The sequence below is a fragment of the Mucilaginibacter angelicae genome, from assembly GCF_042434235.1.
GTDB lineage: Bacteria > Bacteroidota > Bacteroidia > Sphingobacteriales > Sphingobacteriaceae > Mucilaginibacter > Mucilaginibacter angelicae.
Window position 1 is genome coordinate 123,274 of record NZ_JBHLTS010000074.1, and the last position, 23,795, is coordinate 147,068.

Here is a 23,795-nt window from a genome sequence, read left to right on the forward strand (position 1 = left end):
CTTAAACAATTAGGCAGAAGCAACCAGCTTACTTACACTTCGGTACACAAACTCGGTAAAAATATGCCTGCGGGCAAACCTTCCCGGCGAATCGGCATTGATGAATTTGGTATAGATTGCTTTTGGAACATCAAAATACTCATACACATTACCATCCAAAAAAGTAATTTTCAGTACTTGTTGCTTGTACTCAAAATCGGCAATATTTGATAAGGTTGTTGTAGCCGTATAATCGGCTTGCGTTTGGGCACGGGTTTCGGGGGCAATACTTACCAAAAAGTGGTAAGCTTCAATAATGGTTTTACTTTTTTCTTCGGCCTCTATCCTGCTCTCATCCTGAAACCTGTCGGGGTGCCAGGTTTTCATCATACTTTTATAAACCGAACGCAATTCAGTTAGCTCGGCATTTTCAGTTACGTTCAGGAGTTTCCTGTAGTCGACAATTTTTTTCATTTTTATTCGGATTCTTTTTATTGTCGATGAAGGGATTACAGGCAAAACCGCGCTCAACACCATCATGAAAATAACGGCGCGAAGGTACGCTTTTTTAACGAAGAAAAACAGGAAGTTTTATTTATTGAAAATGATGATATTAAGTAAATATTAGCTAAAACTTTTGTTAACATTCAGCCCTTAATTCCCTGCCAAATCTGCTGTTTTAATTTAACGCTATTAATGAATACAATACGGTGATAGCTGTTTAAATTATAAACCGTATTTTTGCGGGCTATGAAGTTTCCAAAATTTGCCGACCTGATACTGTTTGAGAACGATGACGTTATTGTTGTGAACAAACCGCCTTTTATAAGCTCGCTTGATGAACGCGGCGAAGGTAGCAGCGAAATCAGCATGCTCAGGCTGGCCAAGGCTTATTGGGATGATGCGCAGATTTGCCATCGCCTGGATAAGGAAACATCAGGTGCGCTCATCTTTGCCAAAAACCCTGAAGCTTACCGGGCGGTTTCCATGCAGTTTGAAAAACGCAAGGTTAAAAAGGTTTACCATGCTGTTATTGACGGCACCCATACTTTTGATAACCTGCTTGTTGATTTGCCTATATTAAATGTTGGCAAAGGCAGCGTAACCATCAGCAGGCAGGAAGGTAAACGCGCCGAAACCTGGTTTCAGTCGTTAAAATATTATAAACATTACACCCTCGTTGAATGCCGACCGGTTACAGGCCGCATGCACCAGATCAGGATCCACCTGGCTACGCAAAGGGCATCTATAGCCGGCGATGAAATGTACAAAGGCGAACCTGTTTTTCTTTCAAAAATAAAACGTAAATACCATTTAGGTAAAGACCAGGAAGAACTGCCTATTATGAAGCGTTTTGCACTGCATGCTTATGAAGTAACGTTTCGTATCAATCCCGAAACCGAAATTGCCATTCACGCACCATATCCCAAGGACTTTGAAACACTTTTAAAGTTGCTTGATAAGTTTGACCTTTAAAATTAAAAGGTAGAAAATGTTTGATATTTACATATGCCAACGTATTTTTATGCCTGATGTCTTCTCTCATTAAAAAGTTCTCCCTCTCTATTTTACTGGTTGCGTTTGGTGTAAGCATTTCAGAAGCCTCATCGTATATCTATCTTTCTGAAGACAGCCTTGTTAGCTTCATCAAAATAAAAGACAGAAACCTGCAGGACAAGAAGATAGTTGATTATATTAAGCTCCGTTTTCAACAGGGCCCGCAAAATACTATCCCCGAAGGCAAGTCGGAAGTTTACGAAAAATTGGATAAATACCAGGTTGATGACCGGGAGGCTTTAAAATATTTTATTGAAAGCACCGTACAAAGGCGGTTATCGAAACTGCCCGAAGCAGAAACTGCCATGATCAAAGCCATTGATCAGGCATCAAAAAACAAAGCCGATTTTCTGATTTATTCATTCATCAGTCATCTTGCTTTTATCCAAACCGACCGGGGCAATCCCATTGGCGCTATATATAGTTACGGACTGGCCCAAAAACAAGCTTTAAAACTTAATGAACCGTTATTACAGGTATATCTCAATATTAACATATCCGATCTGTATTACAAGCTTAACCTGTATAGCCAGTCATTATATTATCTCAACCTGGCATTTCACATCAAGGAAGAAAACAAGATCAAGGATGACAGGTTTTATACAATAATAAGCTACAACAAGGCCGAAAATTTTTTCAGGAGAAGAAACCTTGACTCACTGCAACGATGTCATGATGATTTAATGGGGCCAAACAACAAGGGCTATAAATTATACACTTACCAATACCGTACGGCCTATTATATATCTATATTAAAACATAACTATAGCAACGCCATAACGCAGATCAAAGAGCTTCAAAGCAACAAAAAGTATGTTCACAATGATCTTGAGCAACAAAACCTGGCCGATGCTTTTTACCTGAACGGGCAGCCAGATTCGGCAAGTGCTATAGCCAACCAACTGCTTGCACTGCCATATTCTGCCAATCATCCCGAAATAAAACACCAGCTTTATGAACTGCTGGGTAAAATAGCCCGCGACAGTGGCGACTATAAGCTTGCCGCTGTGAACTTTGACCTCGCCCTGAAACAATCAGAAGAAAGCCTGAATAATACCACCCAGGTGGGCAACGTATCGGCACAAATAAAAATTGATAAAATTGAAAACTCGTTTACAGATACTGCCGAAAAGTACAGGCGCGAACGTCTTATTTTAATCCTTATCAGTATTACTACGGTTTTCATGTTTGCTGTTATAGCCCTGTTATACCGCAGCGCCAGGCAAAAACGTCACTACGAAAAGTTATTGTACGATACCAAAAAACGCGAGCTTGCCTTTATCAACTCACATGAAGTACGTAAGCATCTTACCAATATATTAGGTCTTGTTGAGTTGATGAGCGAAAGCAAGGACAAAAAACAGGAGTTTTTACAGGTTGAAAAGCATCTTTATGATTCGGCCACCAGGCTTGATGAAGCTATTAAGAACATCTCCGAAAAATTGAACGACTAAGCCTCGGCAATAGTATTTTTTCTTTACCCCTATCAGCAGGAGCAAGTTAACCTGTATGCAAACGCCTTCCCGGGTTACCCTGCAGAGGTATTTGCATTATTGACAAAAAACACCCCCTATTTATTTCTAAAAATATGAAATTGTTAAAAATGTAGTTTTAGAGATTGTTTTTTACGTGTTTACAGCTATAATTAACCTGTTATTGAAAAAAAATACAAAATTTCTTAACATTTGTAATGAATTTTGTAAAAATAATTTAAATTCGCCTTAATAATTATTGAGATTAATACAAAAACTATAATTAGAACCCCAACTTTACAAATTAATTAAAAAATGGCAACAAAACTCGAGTACATTTGGCTTGATGGCTATAAACCAACACAAAGCCTGCGCAGCAAAACAAAAATCGTTAAAGAATTTAGCGGTAAAGTAGAAGATTTAGATAACTGGAGCTTTGATGGTTCTTCAACTGAGCAGGCACCAGGTGGTTCATCAGATTGTATCTTAAAGCCAGTTTTTGTTGTTCCTGACCCACAAAGAAAAAGCGCTTACTTAGTAATGTGCGAAGTATTAAGCGCTGACGGCAAACCACACGAATCAAACGGTCGTGCTACTATTGCTGATGATGATAATGATTTCTGGTTTGGTTTTGAGCAGGAATACTTCCTGTGGGATCCATCAACCAGCAAACCGCTTGGTTTCCCGGCTGCTGGCTATCCAGCTCCACAAGGCCCATACTACTGTTCAGTAGGCGCTAAAAACGCTTTCGGCCGCGAAATTGTTGAAGAGCACTTAGACGCTTGTTTAGAAGCAGGCTTAAACGTTGAAGGTATCAACGCTGAGGTTGCTGCTGGTCAGTGGGAGTTCCAGATTTTTGCTAAAGGCGCTAAAGAAGCTGGTGACCAGATCTGGGTTGCACGTTATTTATTAGAAAGAATTGGTGAAAAATACGGAGTTGCTATTAACTGGCATTGCAAACCGCTTGGTCAATTAGACTGGAACGGTTCAGGTATGCACGCTAACTTCTCAAATACTACTTTACGTACTGCAAACAGCAAAGCTATTTTCGAAGCCATCTGCGAGTCTTTCCGCCCTGCAGTTGCTGAGTGTATTGCTGTTTATGGTGCCGATAACGATCAGCGTTTAACCGGTAAACACGAAACTGCTTCTATCCATGACTTTAGCTATGGTGTATCTGACCGTGGTGCTTCTATCCGTATCCCTCTGTATGCCGTTGATCACAACTGGAGCGGTTACCTGGAAGATCGTCGCCCTAACTCAGCTGCCGATCCATACAAAGTTGCTGCAGTTATCATCAAAACTGTAAAAACAGCTAAGCTTTAATGCCCTGAATAAATAGTTATTGTTTATCCCCCGGTTTTGTAACCGGGGGATTTTTTTTGCATACTGTTTAAATTGTTACCACAAGGCGCTGTCCGTTTGCCACTTCCAACTCCCAGAGTTCAGCAATATCCGCTAACTTCACTTTAATGGTTTCCACTTTTAGCTTGCCCGCCGCCGCAAGTGCGAACATTTCAGGCAAAATCCCGCTAAAAAGTTCAGCTACCTGTGCTTTTGACCATGCACCAAGTCCTGACCCGGTTAATTGAAGATCAACGCTCCTCAAATTGGCCGCCGATAGCTGGATCAAATCTCCCGACATGCCCCCTACCGATACATATCTTATTTTATTGGTAAATGAACCATCGCCTTTTATGCAGGCCAATATCATTTCGGCAGTATGGCCCCACAGGTAATCAACAATAATATCAATAGGAGTTTCTGAATGTATTGCCGTAATCTGTTTTTTAAAACTTTCATCATTCTGCAACACTGAAATTACTTCATCGGCTCCAAGGGATAGCAACTCATTCAGTGATTGCTGGTTTCGGCCGGTTGCAATTATCTTTTTTGCACCATAATGTTTGGCAATTTGAACAGCAACCCGCCCTGTAAAACCTGTAGCGCCATTAATGAGCACTACATCGCCTGGTTTAATATCAGCTTTGAATTTAAGCCCCATAGCTGCGCCGATAACTGCATTTGGCAAGGCTGCCGCAACGGCATCATCCAATCCATCAGGTATTTTCACTATCCTGCTTTTGTGAATAGTCGCTTTTTCAGCCAGCATACCGCTTACCCCCATGCCGTATACCCGGGTTCCGTCTGCAAGCAGGCAAACGCCATCGCCGCCAATTACCCGGCCGTTTTCATTAGGGGCATCGCTCGAATAGTGCTTGCCCGATGCCCTGCTTTTGTCAAGATGTTTAATGGCTACTGCTTTTACACTAACCAATACCTCATCAGGGCCTTGAGCTACCGGTTCAGGAAAATCTGTATATTGAGGTAACCCTCCTTTTTGATACATTACTGCTGCTTTCATGTTATTTTCTTTTTTTAATAACACAAAATTACCCCGGTATGCAGCACCGGGACGATAACATATGTTATCAAGTTTAAAAATGCAGCTTGCCTTTTGCCAGTTTGCTTTTTATACGGCTCAGGTGCACTTTACTCACTCCCAAATATGAAGCAATATAGTGCTGGGGGATCCGCTGAACAATATGGGGCCTTTCCGTTAAAAGAAGTTGATAACGTTGTTCGGGTGTGTCGCGGATAAAGGAAATAAACTCGTTGATATAATGCGTTTGCCGCCGTGCCGACATTTGCAATATCATATGCGCAAAATTGGGCTCACTATTTAATTCATCTATCAGTTGGATAACATATTGCTTTGGAAGCAGGTAAATAACCGATGGCTCAATGGTTTCGATAGTAAACAGGCTGGGCACATTATTTATAAAACTATCGAAAGATGTAAGCCCTTCATTTTCAAAAAAGAATTGTATGGTTTTATCATCGCCATTACTGTTAAAAAATGCCCTTACACAGCCTTTCTCTATAAAAATGTAATGCTGAGATATTTTACCTTCCTGAAGCAGCACAGTTTTAGCTGGTGCCTCTATCCGTTTCTGAAACTGCAGGTACCTGTCCCAATAGGCATTTAACTGTGGGAATTTATCTTTGAAATGGAAAAACATCGTTAATTAAATAGCTATGTGGTTGTATTATTGGGGGGCGGTAGCATCTTTTAAGTATTGGACATAATTGCCTGTGATAACCTCCTTGTAAGAGGCTACCGGTAAATTATAAAGATACATCCAGCAGCTTATTATACCGTTATCAGTATGAATAGCAACCTCATCTCTTGTATATTCCTGTGGGTGGCGGTACAAGTCGCCGATACCTTCATAATCGTCAATTACTTTTAATATGGTTTCAGGATCATCCATCATAAAAATACTGCCATAAATGTAACGCTCTTCGGTGTTATCAATTACAGCGCCCGGGTATTCGCCAATATCATAAAGTTGCCCTTTTATTTTACCATCGCTTATAAATTTGCAATGTTTATTAAGATACTCCGCAAACTCATTACCGGCTTGCAGCAGTGTGCCGTAAACAAATAAAAATTGACCTGTTGTTTCCATAAATAGCTCAAACAAAGGTAAACGCAATTGCGTATTATACACGCACAGGCTAATTTTTTATAGTTTAAGCCATAATAGCTATCTTGCTGCACCTTAACCGGCCATAATTTTATACCATGAACGAAGAACAGATCAAAGCATATATTGAACAGAATAACATCCAAAAAATAAAATTCGCCTTTGCTGATATTGATGGCGTTTTACGCGGCAAGGTGATCCACCCTAAAAAATTTATTGATGGGTTACAAAGCGGTTATGGCTTTTGTGATGTGGTTTTTGGCTGGGACAGCAACGATGCCTGCTATGATAATGTACAGTTAACGGGCTGGCAAAGCGGTTATCCCGATAAGCTTTGCCGTATTGACCTGTCAACTCTCCGTAACATACCATGGCAGGATGATATCCCCTTCTTTTTAGCCGATTTTAGCAACCCTGACGGGAACGACTTGCCTGCCTGTCCACGAAGCCTGCTCAAAAAGATCAAGGCCGAATGCGATGCTATGGGCTATCATACCGAATTTGCCCAGGAATTTGAGTGGTTCAATTTTAAAGAAACGCCGCAAACCCTTGCCGATAAAAAGTTTACCAATATTGAACCGCTTACACCGGGCATGTTTGGCTACTCCATATTGCGTACATCTCAAAACAGCGATTTTTATTTCGATCTGTTTAACCTGCTTACCAAATTTAACATACCGATAGAAGGGCTGCACACCGAAACAGGTCCGGGAGTATACGAAGCTGCCATACTGCATGACGAGGTTTTAGCTGCCGCTGATAAAGCAACCCTGTTTAAAACCGCTGTTAAGGAGATAGCTTATAAACATGGCATTATAGCATCATTCATGGCTAAATGGACAGAGACCCTACCCGGTTGCAGCGGCCATATCCATCAAAGCCTGTGGACTAAAGATCAGTCAAAAAATCTGTTTTACGACGCTAACGATGTATACAAAATGAGCGATTTGCATAAGCATTACCTTGCAGGTCAGCTGTATTGCATGCCTCATTTACTGCCCATGTATGCGCCAACCATCAACAGCTATAAACGCCTGGTTGAGGGCGCCTGGGCACCAACCACCATTACCTGGGGTGTTGAAAACCGTACTACTGCCATCCGCATCATTAATACCAACGAAAACTACACCCGCCTGGAAACCCGCATCCCGGGTTCTGATACCAACCCGTACCTGGCCATGGCTGCAGCGCTGGCATCCGGCCTGTACGGCATTAAAAACAAGCTTGAACTAAACATTGAACCAACAATAGGCAACGGCTACCAGGACAAACGCAATGGCGTACTCTGGCCAAACCTGCACGCCGCCGCCACAGCCATGCAAAACTCCGACATTGCCAAAGAGCTTTTCGGCGAAGGCTTTGTTGATCATTTTACCCAAACCCGCCTGTGGGAATACCGACAGTTTGCCAAAAGCGTAACAGACTGGGAATTGAAAAGGTATTTTGAGATAATATAACTGTTTTCTTCTTCATGTCATTGCGAACATAACGTGGCAATCGCATACCCTACAGGGCGATCATGCTTCCGTGCGATTGCTTCGTGCCTCGCAATGACATTTTATTATGTAATCCCCCATCAAACAAATATTATATATTTGTACCCTTAATTATAAACCTAATGCTGCCATTGGCGTAACTTTGCCGGCAGATACATACAAATGGACTATTCTTTTATTATCCGCAAGGCCTGGGAGGGGTATGACGCGTCAAAAACTATCCGCGATATTGAAGATATCAGTGCTATGGTTTCAACCAATCATGTATACCGTATTACGTTTGATGACGACGACATCATTATAGCCAAACTATCGTACTTTGGCAAGTTTGAGCATTTTAAGGAGGATCACCGCATTATCCAAACACTGGCAATTAACCTGCTTTACCCCTTTGAGAATTTCCTGGCCCGTTCTTTACAAAAAAACAACCGCGTTTACATATATCACCATAAACAGGGTAAAACTGATGCCTGGGTGGTTTTTTATAACCCTACGCGTATTTTACAGCGCCTGCCGCGCCGCCTGGACGAAAACCACATTAAAAAGCTTGGTCAGCAGGTTGGTAAGTTTCACAAAGCCTGCTCAAGGGTTAAAAATGTACTGCCTAAATCGTCAAAAACTTTACGTACCGATATTTCTACACTATTGCAGCAAATCGAAACCGATCCCAAGCAATTTGGTACCGGTATGCAGGCCGACTTTTTAAAATATCACTGTGAAACTTTCCTGAAAAACCGCTCTAAATACAATATGAGCTCGTTCGAGATCATTCCGGTATTTATCGACTGGAATATCGGCAACTTTTCGGTAACACCTACACTTGAACTGTACTCGCGCTGGGATTATGACTGGTTCAGGATGAGCTATCGCCTGCTTGATTTTTACTTCTTCAGCCGTGTGGTATCTGATATAGGCGACCGTACCGTGTTCAGCTACGTGATCAATACCATGATGGAAGACCGTTTCATCATCTTTTTAAAGGAATACCATAAAGTTAACCCGTTAACGGCCGATGAGATCCGCTTTTTGAAAGAAGCCTACCGTTTTTTTATCCTGAATTATGTAATTAAAGATGGTAAGCACTTTTTTAGCGAACAATACGCTAAAAAATTACAGGCAGAAGCATTTGATATTTATTTACCATCTGTCGACAGGGATTTTGATGCCGAAAAGATCATTGAAGCCTTAAAATTAAAATAGGTTAGTTATCTTTCGGGCTGATTGTATAATAAAGCCCTAAAAACAGATAAGCATGACCAGGATAGACAACTTTAAATCCATAATTGATAAATACGAAGTTGTTTTTTTTGATGCTTTTGGGGTTTTAAAAAATTATGGCGGCTTGCTGCCGGGTATTGAGAATACTTTTTCTTATTTGGAAGAACAAGGCAAGGAATATTATATCGTAACCAACGATGCTTCAAGGAGCCCTGTGCAGCTGGCCGAATCTTACACCGCAAAAGGATTAATGGCCATAACACCCGACAGGATCATATCATCGGGCATGCTCACCAAAGAATACCTTGATCTGAAGGTAAACGACGGTATTGTAGCTTATTTAGGCACGCCCGATTCTGCTCATTACATTGACAGTTCGGGTTTGCATACCTTGCCTATCAGCGAAATAAACGAAAGCAATATTGACAGTGTTAACGCGCTGGTATTTTTGGATGACGAGGGTTTTGACTGGGCACGCGACCTCAATAAATCTGTTAACCTGATGCGTAAGCGCACCATACCCGCTATTGTGGCTAATACCGACCGTGCTTATCCCCTCACCAAACACGATGTTTCCATAGCCATAGGTGGTTTGGCCGGTATGATTGAGAAAATTGTAGGCAAAGAGTTTATCCGTTTCGGCAAACCTGATTCACAAATGTTCATGTTTGCCTATGATCTGCTCCGCGAACGCAGGCCGATCAGCAAAAGGGATATTGTAATGGTTGGTGATACCCTGCAAACAGACATCCTGGGTGGTAATAAATTTGGTTTGGATACCGTACTGGTATTATCAGGCAATACCCAGGCCAAGGATGCTGAAAACCGCATTACCGCTACAGGTATTGTACCAACTTACATCTGTGACTCGGCAGTTGTTGAGTTGGGTGGCTTAGGATTTTGATCTTTAATTGCCATGTCATTGAGCGTAGCGTGGCAACCGCACGGAAGCAGGGCCGCCCTGTATAGTATGCGATTGCCGCGTCGCCTCCCATGCTCGGTCCCCTCGTGCTTCTCGCAATGACATGACAATTTTATTTCCCTCCTTTCTCTACAAATCCTATCAATCTTTCTACCATAACTATTTATTCAGAAAAAAGCATTTTAAATGTATGGTTTACATTTATTTTTACCAACTTTGAAATCGCTAAGGTATAACTGTCTACCTTACATGTATTAAGCCAATTATTACCTGATTTTAAACTAATGGAAACTAATTTTGATCTGAAAGAGCATCCTCACAGTAGGTTAAACATTTTAACAGGCGACTGGATCCTGGTATCGCCTCATCGTACAAAACGCCCGTGGCAAGGTAAAGTTGAGGCCACACAAGCCGACGACCGCCCTCAGTATGACCCGGCCTGTTACCTGTGCCCCACAAACAAAAGGGCCGACGGCAGCGAAAACCCTGATTACAAAGGAAGTTTTGTTTTCACCAATGATTATTCATCGCTATTACTTAATACGCCTGATGGCGGCTTAAATGAAGATGAGCTGCTGGTGGCTAACAGCCAGAAAGGTATTTGCCGGGTTATCAGCTTTTCGCCAAGGCATGACCTTACCCTGCCACAGATGACTACCAAAGAGATCAGCAAAGTGGTTGACGTATGGCAGTCGGAATTTGAAGACCTGGCTTCCTATCCATGGATCAAGCACATCCAGATCTTTGAAAACAAAGGTGATATCATGGGTTGCAGCAACCCGCACCCGCACGGACAAATCTGGGCGCAAAACAGCCTGCCGGTTGAAGTAGCCAAAGAAACCCAGCAGCAAAAGCTTCATTTTGAGCAAAAGGGTACAAGTTTGCTGGCCGATTATCTCGCCCTTGAACTTAAAAAGCAGGACCGCATAGTTTTTGAAAACGAACATTTTGCTGTGCTTGTACCGTTTTGGGCGGTTTGGCCGTACGAAACCATGATTGTAAGCAAAAGACATATAACCAATATCCTCTATTTTACCGAAGAAGAAAAACATTCCCTTGCCGATGCCATCCGGAGATTGACCATCAGGTATGATAACATGTTTGAAACCTCGTTCCCTTATTCGGCAGGCATGCACCAATCGCCGGTTAACTCGGGCGAGCATCCTTACTGGCACTGGCATATGCATTTTTATCCGCCACTATTGCGTTCGGCCACGGTTAAAAAGTTTATGGTAGGCTACGAGATGCTGGCCAATCCACAGCGTGATATTACCGCCGAATTTGCGGCAGATAAACTGCGTGGGTTAAGTGAGGTACACTATAAAACGAGGGAGTAATGAAAAAAAGCTATTTTTAAACCAAACTATAACCAAGCCATTTATGAGAAACTTAATTAAAGGTATTTCTTTAACAATTTTACCTGCCTGTAGCCTATATTTGGCTGCTTGTAATCAAACTTCAACCTCACAGAAAAACACTACTATGGCGGATAGCACTAAAACCACTGCATCAGCATTCGAAAAAACAATCGATGGAAAACAAACTCATTTATTTACACTTAAAAACAAGAATGGTGTTATTGCTACCATCACCAACTATGGTGGCCGTGTAGTAAGCCTGTTAGTGCCCGATAAAACCGGCAAGCTAACTGATGTTGTTTTGGGTTTTGATGATGTGGAAGGTTTTGAAAAATCAACCGAACGTTATTATGGCGCCACCATTGGCCGTTACGGCAACCGCATTGCCAAAGGTCATTTTAAGGTTGATGGTAAAGATTATCAATCATCAATAAACAACACGCCTAATACACTGCACGGTGGTAAACATGGTTTCCAGGAAGTGGTATGGGATGGTAAAATGATTGATTCAGCTACGGTAGAGCTTACTTATCTTTCAAAAGATATGGAAGAAGGTTTCCCTGGCAACCTCAATGTTAAAGTGATTTACAGCCTTACTGACGATAACTCATTTAAATGCCAGTATGAGGCTACAACCGATAAAAAAACGATTGTTAACCTTACCAACCATGCGTTCTTTAACCTGAATGGCGAGGGCAGCGGCACCATCCTTGATCATTTGGTTCAGATAGATGCTGATAACTATTTACCGGTTGATGCCGGTTTGATCCCTACCGGAAAGCTTGAAAAAGTTGCAGGTACGCCATTTGATTTCACCAAGCCTGAAACCATTGGCAAACGCATTAACGAGGATAACATACAGTTAAAAGATGGCAAAGGTTACGACCATAACTTTGTGCTTAACAAGCATGACCTGAGCACCCCGATAGCAACAGTTATTGGCGATAAAAGCGGTATTAAAATGGAAGTGTTTACCGAAGAGCCGGGTTTACAGTTTTACAGCGGCAACTTTATGCAGGCTAAAAACGTGATGAAACGTGGTATAAAAGACGAATTCCGTACTTCATTTGCAATGGAAACACAGCATTTCCCTGATTCACCAAATCAGCCGCAGTTCCCTTCAACCGAGTTGAAACCTGGCGATACTTATAAAACCCAATCGGTTTATAAATTTTCAGTGGTTAAATAATCGAATACCTTTTTTATACAAGAGTCCTGCCCAACGGCGGGACTTTTTGCTTTATATTAGCATAATGACAACCGCAAATACTTATAAATTCATTAAAGAAGATACCGGCCGCTGGTACATTGACCTACCCGACTGGCAGGGTGTTAAAGCCGACCTTGAAATGGTTGAAGGAGCTGATATCATGCTTGATTATGTTGGCGAGGGCAGCAACGAAGTTGAACTTATACTGGCCGAAGAACCCTTTGAAGGCAGTACTGTGCTCCAACTTATTGAAGATTATAAAGATCATGTTGGCGGCGGCATTTATCTGCTCAGCGATTATGGTGGCAAAACACTTAACCAGCAAATGTGGCTTTGTGACGTTACAAAATTCGTATTTGGTAAGCTTCCCGCTCTTATCTATTTCAAAAAACAGTAAAGTAAACATCATCAGATATGAGCGCCTGGCGAAAAAGGGCAATTGAGTGCCTCCCCGGCTTGAAGAAAGAATTTGAAGATCCTCAAACTTCTATTTACGGCGTTTTCATTGAATTACTGCCGTCGACCGTTACTGCGCATCGAAATAATGACACCGAACAACTCAAAAAGAACTATGACTTTGCCGAATGGTGTTTCAGGCAAAAAGCGACTGACTTATGGAACGCCGCTGGAGTAACATTCTACGAACATCTGGGCGACAGGGATGAAACATTACGAACTATTCACCAATGGGTTAAACGGGATATCTATATCGAGATAAGGCCACTTTTAGAGCAAAGGCTTGATACAACTACTTTAAAAACTATAGATAGCTTATACGGCTTACAAGGAGGTAAATTAAAAGGATAACCTGCTTTTGATATTACCAACTATGATGTGTTTGTTAAGCAGATTTAAAACAAACCTAAACTTTTTGAGGTTAAAGGGTTAATTAATAACAATCTGTTTATCTATCTATAAAAAACATCATGAGTGATCAATCAACCAAACCTGAAGAAAAGGGATTTTTCGAGAAGGTTAAAGAAACAATTGAAAGCCTTTGGGAAGGCACAAAAGATACAGCCGAAGACGTAAAAGAAGTAGCCGAAGAAAAATTTGAAGATATAAAAGAAAAAGTAACCGCTAAAAAGGCAACCGTCACAAAAAAAGCAGCCGCTACCAAAAAAACCGTTGCTAAAAAAACGGACGAGGTAACTGCAAAAGCCAAAACAGACGCCGCTGATGTAAAAGCTAAAGCCGAAACCAAGGCTAAGGCCATTACAGCCAAGGTTAAAGATGAAACAGCGACTGCAAAAAAAGCGGTTGCCGATGTTAAGGCTAAAGCCGGGACCAAGGCAAAAGCCATCACTGCAAAAGCAAAAACTGAGGCCACTGAAGCAAAAAAGACCGTGGCCGCAAAAACAGCGAAGGCAGCTACTGCTGTTAAAAAGAAAGCCGTTACCACTAAATAAAAAATGCAAAAAAGCGGCCCGTAAAACACGGACCGCTTTTTGTTTATCTTAAATTTTTAATATTCCTTTTTAAAATGACTTTACAGGGCTGGTATTCCAGCTCGTATCAATAAAAAGATGAAACCCATTAGTTGTTGGCTTGCCATTACCGCCAAATAAGTTTCCTGTTAAAATTGTTTTCTTATTTGGCAAGCACGACACATTTGGCACAACAGACTGAGCAATATCGGCAGTTAAAATATCGTTTGAATTTACAGGTAAACTACTTGAACAACCAATGGTTTGCGTTGATGAAGGCATTGCCAAAAAAGCTGTTGTAGCAAAAGTGTAATTAAGTGTCCCGATGGCTGCAGTTGGTAAAATACTATTGAAATGCAGAAACGCATTCATATTGGCCGGGGTAGCGCTCCCTACATAAAACTTATCAGCTGTTTTGTCAATATGCAGCTCCAGTGTTTTTGCGTTTGCAGGCAGGGCATCCTCAACAACAACCTGCACCTGCGAGGTGATCCTATCTAAACTGACACTTTGAGAAGTGGTTCCCGGTACCGTTATCGTTATTTTTTTATAAAAAGCATCCTTATCAAACACTTTAGGCTGTTTGGAAGCAAGTACTCCATAGGTTAATATGTCGGTGCTTAAATTGCTATTGTCTACATAATTATAAATTTCACGTCCCTGGTATACAATGTCATTTGATAGTGTTAAGCCATCTTTACCGGCAGCCACAACAACGGTGTAAGTCCCGCTGTTTAAATTATCTGTAAAAACACCAAAATTTGGATCCGATGACGACTGATTAATAAGATGAAGCCTGTTTCCATCGCTATTGTACACGGCAAAACATATTACATCAACCACGCTCGAAAGCGGCAGCACAACTACTTCTGTACCAATACGGTTAACTTTCAATGCACCGGTTTGAAAGTTGGCTGTTTGCTGTGAAAAACCTACATTAAAAGTAACTTTATATTTTCCATCATGAGGTGTTTGGCCATTAGTACTGGTTTGCTCCTTTTTGCAGGATAATACAGCCATACAAATTAATGCTAACCCTAAAAAAAGTTTTTTCATTTTCAAATAAGTTTATTGCTTAACAAAGCTGTTACCAGGTGCGTATTTTAATAATGAATAACAATAGGTGTAGGGTCCCAGTTGTTATTTAAATTAATGATAAATGTATTATTACTAAGACCGTTAAATAATTTACCCGACAATATAGTCCTTGTGTTTTTTTGACAGGTTACATTATTAATAACAGCCCCCTGGCCAATATTTTTCTGATTAGCATCGTAACAAGTAATTGTAACTACAAAAGGGGCTACTGTATTTGCAATAATTTTATTTATTTTAAAATTGGTTTTGCCTTTTGATGCTTCCGGAATAATGGTTGTAAATGCTTCCGGGGAGCCGGAATTTGGCAATTCATTAGCAAAAGAATAGTAGCTGTACTCGTTTTTAATTGTTATATCTATGCTTTTAGCTACAGCGGGTATGGCATCTTCAATATTGATTTCTAATTGCCCCACTATCCGGCTCAAGGTTACATCCCGGGTAACATCTCCCGATACTGTTAATTGGGATTTATTAAAAAAAGTATCCCCCCAGGGCAATGAAGAGCCCATAGACGAGGCATAGTAAAATACATTGTTGAGGTCTTTATTATAGGTTAATCCAGCCTGCCCGGCAGCTATCCCGATTGTGTAAGTACCGGCCGGAAGATTATCCGAAATATTGCCAAAATTACTGGCGGTAGAATCGATAGTTAACGAGTGGAATAAATTACCGTTTGCATCATAAACCAAATACTTAATAACTTTAAAATAATCGGTAGTAACAGGTACCGGAGCGGCATTGGTACCAACACTGTTTACATGTTGTTTACCATTGGAAACACCTGCAATGCTTTGCGTAAAACCAGTTAAATTAAAATTGGCTTTGTATACTTTTTGAACAGGATCAGGTACGGGGTCATGCTTTTTTTTACAGGCAAAAGTAAAAAAGCACATTAGAAATAATAAGGATAAATATTTTTTCATCGGCTTAGGCTTATCCAAAGATAGCCTTTAAAGCAAAAAATCCAATCATTTAATAAAATTAATTAGATCATTATAACCAGGTGCTTTTATGCAATAGAAGAAGTTATCACCCCACAAAAAAAGCGATTGGTCACCCAATCGCTTTTTTTAATATTATAAACTCCCCCTTTAGGAGGCTGGGGGCTAAGCTTCAAACTTATAACCTACCCCTTTAACAGTGGCAACACAATCGTCGCCAAGTTTTTCGCGCAGTTTACGGATGTGAACATCAATGGTACGGTTGGTAACTACTACCGAATCTTCCCATATGTTTTTAAGGATCACCTCGCGGGTGTAAACCTTGCCTGGCTTTGAAGCCAGCAGGTAAAGCAGTTCAAATTCCTTTTTAGCCAATACAACTTTAACACCGTTTTTGTAAACCAGGTAAGCTTCGCGGTCGATAACCAGGTCGCCTATTTCCAGTTTATTATCAATTACATCTTCGGCAGGGGCGTTTCGGCGTAGTATAGCGTTTATGCGGCTAACCAGTGCGCGGGGTTTTATAGGTTTTGCAATGTAATCATCGGCACCTACGTTAAAACCTGCAATTTCTGAATACTCTTCACTGCGGGCAGTTAAAAACACCATAAAGGTATTTTTAAACTCGGGCATGGTACGCATAATGCGGCATGCTTCTATCCCATCCATCTTAGGCATCATGATATCCAGTACAATCAGATCCGGGAGTGATTTCTTTGCTTCGGCAACAGCTTCCTGGCCGTTACGCGCTAAAAACACCTGGTAACCCTCCTTTTTGAGGTTATACTCAATCAGTTCTAAAATATCCGGTTCATCATCAACAATAAGTATTTTCTGTTTTGCGGTGCTGCTCATGTTGCGTTAATTTTTTTGTATAAAAGTATACGCTTTACAACAGCTAATAGTTAAGTCAATATTAACAAATTGTTAAACGTTACCTTATATTAACCGTAAGTTGAGGCTATTTAAATGTTTTATTTAAAAAAGCTTCAAGATCGGCGCCTGTAATGTTCTTAGCGGCTATATTTCCCTGCGGATCAATAATAAAGTTTGACGGGATTGCTTCAATATGATATAAACGCTCTGTTTCGCCTTCAAAGCCATTTAAGTCAGATCCGTGCGCCCAGGTAAGTTTATCATCATTAATAGCTTTTTGCCACTCCGGTTTACCTTTATCTAACGATACACCTAAAATATTAAAGCCTTTTCCTTTAAAGGTATTGTACTGTTTTACCACGTTAGGGTTTTCCTGGCGGCAGGGCTGGCACCATGAAGCCCAAAAATCAACCATTACATATTTACCTTTATAATCGGATAATTTGATAGGCTTACCATCAATACCATTAACCGTAAACTCAGGCGCTTTATGCCCAATTGAGATCGGCTTAGCTTTGTCCATTTGTGCAATGAACTTTTGCACGGTAGGGTTATCTTTAAAATCGCCCCTGATATCATCGGCAAATTTGATTAGCTGAGCTTCGTATTTAGTAGGATCAAGCGTGGTAGCTGCATAAAAACCTGCAAGCGATTTTTTATTATCGTTTACAAACTTTAAAACCGCCTCACCACTTTCGCTTACATTCTTTAAAAATATAGGCATGTATACTTTCAGCAGCGAATCGTTACGCTCACCATGCGATTTTTCCTGGTACTCGGCAAAAAGCTTGGCGTTTTTATCGCCGTAGATATTACTGATGCGGTTAAACTCTTTTATTTTATCCGAATCATCAGAGCCTTTAATGGTGTACTCGTGGTTTTTACTGTTATTGTCGGTCTCAAAATCAATATCGTCGCCATTTTTAGCTATGAAATCAAAAAGGTTCTCTCCCTGGGTTTCGCTTCCCTGCGGACCGGTATTGCCCACACGGAGTTTAAACAGGTTAGGATAAAGCGCTACATGCTTAAACTCAAACTTGCCACCCTCGCCCAATGAAGTTGAATCAACAACTTTTAAGCCTGAGCTATCGGCCTCAATCAAATAAACAGCTTTAAGGTTACCCGGGTTTTTAATAGTTCCTGAAACGGTGAACTGTGAATTGTTTTTACAAGAGTACATGCCCGCGCTAAGCAATAACAGCGCGCCGGCAGCAATATTTTTAACTTTCATTTATTTAGCTTCTAATTCCTTTATCAATAGCTGGTTAGTTTTTTGCGGGTCGATCTTGCCTTTTGAGCTTTTCATGATCTCGCCCATAAACAGGCCTAAAACGCCCTTTTTCCCTTTTTGGTATTCCTTAACCTTATCAGGATATTTAGCAATGGCATCCTTTATAAAACGGGTTACATCATCGCCATCGGCACTGATAAGCAGGTTAAGTTCTTTAGCCAGATCATCCGGTTTTTTACCCGGATCTTTGATCATGGCAGGGAATAATTTGTGCGAAGCTACAGAATTATTTATCACCCCGGTGTCAATTAGTTTGATGAGGCCGGCAAGGTTTCGCGGCGTAACAGCAAAGTTACCAATGGTTTGGTTATGATCATTGAGGTATGAGCGTACAGCGCCCATCAGCCAGTTGGCTGCAGCTTTATAATGATCGGTGTGTTTTATCAGCGATTCAAAATAGAAGGCGGTATCCCTATCGGCAGTGATAACCGATGCGTCATAGACCGTTAAGCCCAATTGTTCGGTGTACTTATGATATAACTGTGCAGGTAAGGCAGGCAGGCTTTTACGGATGTTTTCTACGTACTCATTGCTAAGCTTCAAGGGCGGCAGGTCCGGCTCCGGGAAATAGCGGTAATCGTTGGCCATTTCTTTTGAGCGGAGTACCGAGGTTTCGCCTGTATCGGCGTTAAAATTCAGGGTATTTTGGTCGATATGGCCGCCGGCTTCAATGATATTTACCTGGCGTACAAACTCGTGCTCAATAGCACGTTGCACGTTACGGATAGAGTTAAGATTTTTCACCTCACAGCGGTTGCCATAGGCAGTTGCGCCTTTAAGCCGTACCGAGATATTGGCATCACAGCGCATACTTCCTTCTTCCATATTTCCATCGCAAATATCAAGGTAGCGGAGCAGTTTACGCGTTTCGGTAAGGAACTGGCCCGCTTCTTCGGCGCTGCGCATATCGGGTTCAGATACGATCTCTACCAGCGGCACACCGGCACGGTTAAGGTCGATCAATGAATCGGCATGGTGCTGGTCGTGCATACTTTTTCCGGCATCCTCTTCCATGTGGATATGGTGCAGGGCGATGTTCTTTTCGGAGCCATCGGCCAGCTTTACGGGCACATAACCTTTCAGGCAGATAGGCGCCTGATCCTGGCTGATCTGGTAGCCTTTGGGCAGATCGGCATAAAAATAATTTTTACGGGCGAAGCTATTATTAAGGTTGATAGTGCAATTACAGGCTAAGCCCATTTTAACCGCGTATTCAACCGCTTTTTTATTGATAAAAGGCAGTGTACCAGGATGTCCCAGCGATACTGCACTAATGTGGTGGTTTGGCTCGGCACCAAAAGCGGCAGAATCTGACGAGAATGCCTTACTAAAAGTGGATAGCTGGGCATGTACTTCAAGGCCTATTACCACCTCGTACTTTTCACCTAATCCGTCTGCGAGAACTGTCATAAAAATTAAAATTCAGCTATGATTTTACTGATGTATAAAAGTCAAATATATAAAGATTAATAGAGTATAAGCATCATTTTGCTTTTAAAACAACGCTAAAAGTACAATTATATAGTTGCAAGGTAGAGGTTATAGAGATTGGCGGTTAGCGATTGGAGATCAGTTATGAAATATTCAATTCAAATCTGCCGGTCATTACCAGATTAAACTTTCTGTACTTATCCCCGTCTATTTATCAGGCACAGATATTGAATAAGTGCCGCATACTTAGACAGACACTATGAAAAAACTAATTTTAGGAATGCTTGCAGGATGCTTTTTACTTGCAGCTTCGGTTACAAAAGCAAATGCACAGGTAAGCGTAAATGTAAACGTTGGTTTATGGAACCCACCCGCCGAATACGCCGGTGTTAACTACTATTATTTACCCGATGTAGAAAGTTATTACTATGTACCAACTCACCAATATGTTTATTTAGACGGCGGAAACTGGGTTTGGAGACGTGCATTGCCACCTCGTTACGCTACATATAATATTGCCACCGGTTACAAAGTAGCTGTAAACCGCCCAAGGCCGTATACCTATTTTGCCCATGACCGTGATACCTACGCCCGTTACCGCGGCACCAGGAACGTGATAGTTCGTGATAACTATCGTACCAGGGTGGTAAACCGCACACGTGTAGTTAACCGTACAACAGTAGTTAACCGCCATCCAAGGCCGCAACCAAGGGTAGTTAAACGTACCCGCGTAGTTGAACACCGTGACCACAATAATGGCCATCGCCATTAATTATCCAACACAGGCTTTTCCCCAAAAAAAAGTACATATAATTAAAAAGACCGCTTCTGTTGAGGCGGTCTTTTTTATTAAAAGTCTATTAAACCTCACGTCATTGCGAGGTACGAAGCAATCCCAAACTATACAGGGGGACTTGCTTAGCCGCTCTGCTAATTGGGGATTGCTTCGTACCTCGCAATGACGCGCTTTTATTGGGGGCTTACCCTACAAAACTCTTCGCTTTCACCAGCACATTATCCAATCCGCTTACATCGCTGCCACCGGCAGTTGCGAAAAACGGCTGACCGCCGCCGCCGCCTTTAACTTCTTTGGCCAGTTCTTTTACGATGTTACCGGCATGCAGGCCTTTTTCCTTAACCAGGTTTTCGGCAATCATTACAGTAATGCTCGGCTTGCCGTCGAAATCAGCTACCAGCACCAGGAAAAGGTTGGATACGATATCTTTAAGCTGGTAAGCCAGGTTTTTAACCGCATCGGCATTGGGCAGGGCCACTTTTTGGGCTATGAAATTGATATCACCAATAGCTTCAGCTTTTTGAGCTAATTCGGTTTTTAAGCCTGATGATTTTTCGAGGATCGATTTCTCGATCTCTTTTTTCAGTTTGGCATTTTCGTCCAGCAATCCCTCAATGCTTTTTGAAAGATCTTTTGGATTTTTGAGCAGTTCTTTTAACTGGTTAACCAAGGCATTTTGGGTAACAATGTATTTTTCGGCAGCGACACCGGTAATAGCCTCAATACGGCGCACACCTGCAGCAACAGCACTTTCAGCAATAATTTTAAAGAAACCAATTTGCCCTGTAGCTTTCACGTGCGTACCACCGCAAAGCTCCTTGCTGAAGTTATCATCAAAAGTAATTACACGCACATACTCGCCATATTTTTCACCGAATAGCGCTGTTACGCCGCTGGTGATGGCTTCAGCATATAATACGCTGCGTTCTTCCTTAAGCGGGATGTTTTCTCGTACTTTTTGGTTTACGATAGCTTCTATCTGCGCCAGTTCCTCATCGGTAACTTTGGCAAAGTGCGAAAAATCGAACCTTAGGTAATCAGCATTAACCAATGAACCTTTTTGGTTTACGTGGCTGCCTAATACCTGTTTCATGGCTGCATGCAGCAAGTGCGTAGCCGAGTGGTTACTGTTGGTTTGACTACGTAAGGCCGGATCAACAATAGCAGTTAAAGCATCGTCAATATCCTGAGGCAGTTTATCGGTAAAATGAACTATCAGGCCGTTTTCTTTTTTGGTATCGGTAACCAGGATAATCTCGCCATCAGGGAAAACCAGTTCACCCTTATCCCCTACCTGGCCACCGCTTTCGGCATAGAAAGGTGTTTTATCCAATACCAACTGGTATTGTTCTTTACCTTTAGCGGTTACCTTACGGTATTTTACAATATGGGCTACAGTTTCAGTTTCATCGTAACCGGTAAACTCAACTGATTCATCGCCTTTTAGTACGATCCAGTCCCCGGTATCGATGGCTGTGGCTGCACGGGAGCGGATTTTTTGTTCGGCAAGATAAGCCTCAAAGCTATCCATTTCAACAGTTAGACCTTTTTCACGTGCGATTAGCTCCGTTAAATCAATTGGAAAACCATAAGTATCGTATAGTTCAAAAGCAAAATAGCCATCAATTGGAGAACTCAATTTTTCTCCGTCAATAGCAACAGTTGCTCCCATGGGGCGATCTACAATACTAATTACCCGGCCCTCTAAATATCTTTCAAACCTTATTAGACCAGCAGCTAATGTCCTTAAGAAAGAATTTTCTTCTTCCAAAACCACCTTCTGCACAAAATCCTTCTGAGAATACAATTCATCAAACACTCCCTTAAACTGATCAGCCAACAAAGGCACTAATTGATTTAGGAAAGGCTCTTTAAAACCTAAATATTGATATGAGTAACGCACAGCCCTGCGCAAAATCCTGCGGATCACATAGCCTGCTTTGTTGTTAGACGGCAGTTGGCCATCAGATATAGCAAAGCTGATAGCACGGATATGATCGGCCAGTACACGCATAGCTACGGCATCATTCCAATCAGCATCGCCGGGTTTGGCGGCGCTATTATATTCCTTGCCTGATTTTTCAGCAATGAACTGGATCATCGGCTGGAAAACATCGGTATCATAGTTTGATGTTTTGCCTTGCAGTACACGTACCAAGCGCTCAAAACCCATTCCGGTATCCACGTGTTTATTAGGCAGCGGTTGTAATGCCCCACCTTTAAGGCGGTTAAACTGCATGAACACGTTGTTCCAGATCTCGATAACCTGGTCATGATCGGCATTTACGAGTGTAGCACCGCTTACTTCGGCACGCTCATTATCCGGGCGGCTGTCAAAGTGGATCTCCGAGCATGGGCCGCATGGGCCGGTTTCGCCCATTTCCCAAAAGTTATCTTTTTTGTTACCGCGCAGGATATGGGATTCATCTACATACTGTTTCCACAATTCGTAGGTTTCGGTATCCTTTTCAAGGCCTTCCTTTTCGTCGCCTTCAAAATAGGTAACGTACAGGCGGTCTTTAGGCAGCTTGTACACTTCGGTAAGCAGTTCCCAGCTCCAGGCAATGGCTTCTTTTTTAAAATAGTCGCCAAAGCTCCAGTTGCCCAGCATCTCAAACATGGTGTGGTGATAGGTGTCAATACCCACCTCTTCCAAATCGTTATGCTTGCCCGATACACGCAAACAACGCTGCGTATCCGCTACGCGGGAGGCCTTGGGCGCCGCCTCGCCTAAAAATATATCTTTAAACTGGTTCATCCCCGCGTTAGTGAACATCAGGGTTGGATCGTTTTTAATCACAATTGGTGCCGAAGGAACAATGGTATGTCCCTTTGAAACAAAAAAATCAAGAAAAGCCTGTCGTATTTCAGTAGCAGTCATAGGGAGCAAAGATAGGATTTTGAATTATTTCGGATATCGGATTTTCAATTTCGGATTTATTTATTAATCCCTACAGATTTTCCTATCCCCTTCAGGGTCTCTCAGAGAGTACACTAAGGTCCTCGCCATGCAATTTCACAAGTATATTAGAATTCAACAACATTGAATAAAACCGGCTAAAATTGAATACAAAAACAACTTCTAACCTCAGGGTCCTCTGTGAGTTTAAGTTAACCCATAAAATTGCTTTGTCGTTTAATCAGCAAGGCGTTTTGTTTTGCCCCTCTGGGGCAAAGGGTATTTCTATAATTTTTTATGCTACAAACCTTTTGCACCTCTGGTGCATCTGTC

The 23,795-nt window shown here is 41.7% G+C and carries 22 protein-coding genes; 12 read left to right on the forward strand and 10 right to left on the reverse strand.

Features of this window, described 5'->3' with window-relative positions; translation table 11 throughout:
* Positions 1 to 9 precede the first annotated feature (9 nt).
* A complete protein-coding gene (locus tag ACFFGT_RS24975; protein ID WP_377025241.1) occupies positions 10 to 453 on the reverse strand; it encodes a KTSC domain-containing protein in 444 nt (147 codons plus the stop codon).
* A 276-nt stretch (positions 454 to 729) separates the two neighbouring features.
* Between ACFFGT_RS24975 and ACFFGT_RS24980 the strand changes: the two genes are divergently transcribed.
* The 3 genes from ACFFGT_RS24980 (at position 730) to ACFFGT_RS24990 (ending at position 4,334) form a co-directional block, all read left to right on the forward strand.
* Positions 730 to 1,455 (forward strand): RluA family pseudouridine synthase, encoded by a 726-nt coding sequence (locus ACFFGT_RS24980; protein ID WP_377025242.1) that lies wholly within the window; start codon positions 730 to 732, stop codon positions 1,453 to 1,455.
* A 56-nt stretch (positions 1,456 to 1,511) separates the two neighbouring features.
* Positions 1,512 to 2,990, forward strand: a complete 1,479-nt coding sequence (locus ACFFGT_RS24985; RefSeq protein WP_377025243.1) for an ATP-binding protein — start codon at positions 1,512 to 1,514, stop codon at positions 2,988 to 2,990.
* A 333-nt stretch (positions 2,991 to 3,323) separates the two neighbouring features.
* Positions 3,324 to 4,334, forward strand: coding sequence for a glutamine synthetase beta-grasp domain-containing protein (locus tag ACFFGT_RS24990; protein ID WP_377025244.1), 1,011 nt, complete (start codon positions 3,324 to 3,326; stop codon positions 4,332 to 4,334).
* A gap of 67 nt (positions 4,335 to 4,401) precedes the next feature.
* On the opposite strand, the gene ACFFGT_RS24995 is transcribed toward ACFFGT_RS24990, so the two are convergent.
* The 3 genes from ACFFGT_RS24995 to ACFFGT_RS25005 form a co-directional block, all read right to left on the reverse strand.
* Positions 4,402 to 5,373, reverse strand: coding sequence for a quinone oxidoreductase family protein (locus ACFFGT_RS24995; protein WP_377025245.1), 972 nt, complete (start codon positions 5,371 to 5,373; stop codon positions 4,402 to 4,404).
* A gap of 73 nt (positions 5,374 to 5,446) precedes the next feature.
* Entirely contained in the window at positions 5,447 to 6,031 is a 585-nt protein-coding gene (locus ACFFGT_RS25000) for a Crp/Fnr family transcriptional regulator (protein ID WP_377025246.1), read from the reverse strand.
* 27 nt (positions 6,032 to 6,058) lie between these two features.
* The gene (locus ACFFGT_RS25005) at positions 6,059 to 6,481 is read right to left on the reverse strand and encodes a gamma-glutamylcyclotransferase family protein (RefSeq protein WP_377025247.1); all 423 of its coding nucleotides are present in this window, start codon (positions 6,479 to 6,481) and stop codon (positions 6,059 to 6,061) included.
* A 116-nt stretch (positions 6,482 to 6,597) separates the two neighbouring features.
* On the opposite strand from ACFFGT_RS25005, the gene ACFFGT_RS25010 reads away from it, so the two are divergent.
* The 8 genes from ACFFGT_RS25010 to ACFFGT_RS25045 all read left to right on the forward strand — a co-directional run bounded on the left by ACFFGT_RS25010 (position 6,598) and on the right by ACFFGT_RS25045 (position 14,112).
* The gene (locus ACFFGT_RS25010) at positions 6,598 to 7,956 is read left to right on the forward strand and encodes a glutamine synthetase family protein (protein ID WP_377025248.1); all 1,359 of its coding nucleotides are present in this window, start codon (positions 6,598 to 6,600) and stop codon (positions 7,954 to 7,956) included.
* A 201-nt stretch (positions 7,957 to 8,157) separates the two neighbouring features.
* Positions 8,158 to 9,195: a hypothetical protein gene (locus tag ACFFGT_RS25015; RefSeq protein ID WP_377025249.1), complete on the forward strand. Its 1,038-nt coding sequence runs from the start codon at positions 8,158 to 8,160 to the stop codon at positions 9,193 to 9,195.
* 52 nt (positions 9,196 to 9,247) lie between these two features.
* Complete coding sequence (locus tag ACFFGT_RS25020; protein ID WP_377025250.1) at positions 9,248 to 10,117, forward strand: HAD-IIA family hydrolase; 870 nt, start codon at positions 9,248 to 9,250, stop codon at positions 10,115 to 10,117.
* A 302-nt stretch (positions 10,118 to 10,419) separates the two neighbouring features.
* Entirely contained in the window at positions 10,420 to 11,472 is a 1,053-nt protein-coding gene (locus tag ACFFGT_RS25025) for a UDP-glucose--hexose-1-phosphate uridylyltransferase (RefSeq protein WP_377025251.1), read from the forward strand.
* Between the two features lie 43 nt (positions 11,473 to 11,515).
* Positions 11,516 to 12,682, forward strand: coding sequence for an aldose epimerase family protein (locus tag ACFFGT_RS25030; protein ID WP_377025252.1), 1,167 nt, complete (start codon positions 11,516 to 11,518; stop codon positions 12,680 to 12,682).
* Positions 12,683 to 12,746: 64 nt separating this feature from the next.
* The gene (locus ACFFGT_RS25035) at positions 12,747 to 13,100 is read left to right on the forward strand and encodes a DUF6717 family protein (protein WP_377025253.1); all 354 of its coding nucleotides are present in this window, start codon (positions 12,747 to 12,749) and stop codon (positions 13,098 to 13,100) included.
* A 17-nt stretch (positions 13,101 to 13,117) separates the two neighbouring features.
* Positions 13,118 to 13,510 (forward strand): DUF7674 family protein, encoded by a 393-nt coding sequence (locus tag ACFFGT_RS25040; RefSeq protein ID WP_377025254.1) that lies wholly within the window; start codon positions 13,118 to 13,120, stop codon positions 13,508 to 13,510.
* 119 nt (positions 13,511 to 13,629) lie between these two features.
* On the forward strand, positions 13,630 to 14,112 hold the full coding sequence (locus ACFFGT_RS25045; protein WP_377025255.1) for a hypothetical protein: 483 nt from the start codon (positions 13,630 to 13,632) through the stop codon (positions 14,110 to 14,112).
* Between the two features lie 69 nt (positions 14,113 to 14,181).
* Here ACFFGT_RS25045 and ACFFGT_RS25050 read toward each other — a convergent pair whose 3' ends face one another.
* From ACFFGT_RS25050 to gatB, 5 genes are all read right to left on the reverse strand, one after another.
* On the reverse strand, positions 14,182 to 15,186 hold the full coding sequence (locus tag ACFFGT_RS25050) for a FimB/Mfa2 family fimbrial subunit (protein ID WP_377025256.1): 1,005 nt from the start codon (positions 15,184 to 15,186) through the stop codon (positions 14,182 to 14,184).
* Positions 15,187 to 15,233: 47 nt separating this feature from the next.
* On the reverse strand, positions 15,234 to 16,151 hold the full coding sequence (locus tag ACFFGT_RS25055) for a FimB/Mfa2 family fimbrial subunit (RefSeq protein WP_377025257.1): 918 nt from the start codon (positions 16,149 to 16,151) through the stop codon (positions 15,234 to 15,236).
* 183 nt (positions 16,152 to 16,334) lie between these two features.
* Positions 16,335 to 17,024, reverse strand: a complete 690-nt coding sequence (locus tag ACFFGT_RS25060) for a response regulator transcription factor (RefSeq protein WP_377025258.1) — start codon at positions 17,022 to 17,024, stop codon at positions 16,335 to 16,337.
* A 106-nt stretch (positions 17,025 to 17,130) separates the two neighbouring features.
* Positions 17,131 to 18,276 (reverse strand): redoxin domain-containing protein, encoded by a 1,146-nt coding sequence (locus ACFFGT_RS25065; RefSeq protein WP_377025259.1) that lies wholly within the window; start codon positions 18,274 to 18,276, stop codon positions 17,131 to 17,133.
* Positions 18,277 to 19,746 (reverse strand): Asp-tRNA(Asn)/Glu-tRNA(Gln) amidotransferase subunit GatB, encoded by a 1,470-nt coding sequence (gatB, locus tag ACFFGT_RS25070; RefSeq protein WP_377025260.1) that lies wholly within the window; start codon positions 19,744 to 19,746, stop codon positions 18,277 to 18,279.
* A 280-nt stretch (positions 19,747 to 20,026) separates the two neighbouring features.
* On the opposite strand from gatB, the gene ACFFGT_RS25075 reads away from it, so the two are divergent.
* On the forward strand, positions 20,027 to 20,539 hold the full coding sequence (locus ACFFGT_RS25075; protein WP_377025261.1) for a hypothetical protein: 513 nt from the start codon (positions 20,027 to 20,029) through the stop codon (positions 20,537 to 20,539).
* 208 nt (positions 20,540 to 20,747) lie between these two features.
* Here the strand turns inward: ACFFGT_RS25075 and alaS are convergent, their stop codons facing one another.
* Positions 20,748 to 23,444 (reverse strand): alanine--tRNA ligase, encoded by a 2,697-nt coding sequence (gene alaS / locus ACFFGT_RS25080; protein ID WP_377025262.1) that lies wholly within the window; start codon positions 23,442 to 23,444, stop codon positions 20,748 to 20,750.
* Positions 23,445 to 23,795 lie beyond the last annotated feature (351 nt).

Coding starts and splice junctions, on each gene's coding strand:
- ACFFGT_RS24985 (WP_377025243.1), top strand. CDS start 1,512: ATGTCTTCTCTCATTAAAAAGTTCTCCCTCTCTATTTTACTGGTTGCG.
- ACFFGT_RS25060 (WP_377025258.1), bottom strand. CDS start 17,024: ATGAGCAGCACCGCAAAACAGAAAATACTTATTGTTGATGATGAACCG.
- ACFFGT_RS25045 (WP_377025255.1), top strand. CDS start 13,630: ATGAGTGATCAATCAACCAAACCTGAAGAAAAGGGATTTTTCGAGAAG.
- ACFFGT_RS25020 (WP_377025250.1), top strand. CDS start 9,248: ATGACCAGGATAGACAACTTTAAATCCATAATTGATAAATACGAAGTT.
- ACFFGT_RS25050 (WP_377025256.1), bottom strand. CDS start 15,186: ATGAAAAAACTTTTTTTAGGGTTAGCATTAATTTGTATGGCTGTATTA.
- ACFFGT_RS25035 (WP_377025253.1), top strand. CDS start 12,747: ATGACAACCGCAAATACTTATAAATTCATTAAAGAAGATACCGGCCGC.
- ACFFGT_RS24995 (WP_377025245.1), bottom strand. CDS start 5,373: ATGAAAGCAGCAGTAATGTATCAAAAAGGAGGGTTACCTCAATATACA.
- ACFFGT_RS25010 (WP_377025248.1), top strand. CDS start 6,598: ATGAACGAAGAACAGATCAAAGCATATATTGAACAGAATAACATCCAA.
- ACFFGT_RS25000 (WP_377025246.1), bottom strand. CDS start 6,031: ATGTTTTTCCATTTCAAAGATAAATTCCCACAGTTAAATGCCTATTGG.
- ACFFGT_RS25025 (WP_377025251.1), top strand. CDS start 10,420: ATGGAAACTAATTTTGATCTGAAAGAGCATCCTCACAGTAGGTTAAAC.
- ACFFGT_RS25005 (WP_377025247.1), bottom strand. CDS start 6,481: ATGGAAACAACAGGTCAATTTTTATTTGTTTACGGCACACTGCTGCAA.
- alaS (WP_377025262.1), bottom strand. CDS start 23,444: ATGACTGCTACTGAAATACGACAGGCTTTTCTTGATTTTTTTGTTTCA.
- ACFFGT_RS24975 (WP_377025241.1), bottom strand. CDS start 453: ATGAAAAAAATTGTCGACTACAGGAAACTCCTGAACGTAACTGAAAAT.
- ACFFGT_RS25065 (WP_377025259.1), bottom strand. CDS start 18,276: ATGAAAGTTAAAAATATTGCTGCCGGCGCGCTGTTATTGCTTAGCGCG.
- ACFFGT_RS25055 (WP_377025257.1), bottom strand. CDS start 16,151: ATGAAAAAATATTTATCCTTATTATTTCTAATGTGCTTTTTTACTTTT.
- ACFFGT_RS25030 (WP_377025252.1), top strand. CDS start 11,516: ATGAGAAACTTAATTAAAGGTATTTCTTTAACAATTTTACCTGCCTGT.
- ACFFGT_RS25075 (WP_377025261.1), top strand. CDS start 20,027: ATGAAAAAACTAATTTTAGGAATGCTTGCAGGATGCTTTTTACTTGCA.
- ACFFGT_RS25015 (WP_377025249.1), top strand. CDS start 8,158: ATGGACTATTCTTTTATTATCCGCAAGGCCTGGGAGGGGTATGACGCG.
- ACFFGT_RS24980 (WP_377025242.1), top strand. CDS start 730: ATGAAGTTTCCAAAATTTGCCGACCTGATACTGTTTGAGAACGATGAC.
- ACFFGT_RS25040 (WP_377025254.1), top strand. CDS start 13,118: ATGAGCGCCTGGCGAAAAAGGGCAATTGAGTGCCTCCCCGGCTTGAAG.
- gatB (WP_377025260.1), bottom strand. CDS start 19,746: ATGACAGTTCTCGCAGACGGATTAGGTGAAAAGTACGAGGTGGTAATA.
- ACFFGT_RS24990 (WP_377025244.1), top strand. CDS start 3,324: ATGGCAACAAAACTCGAGTACATTTGGCTTGATGGCTATAAACCAACA.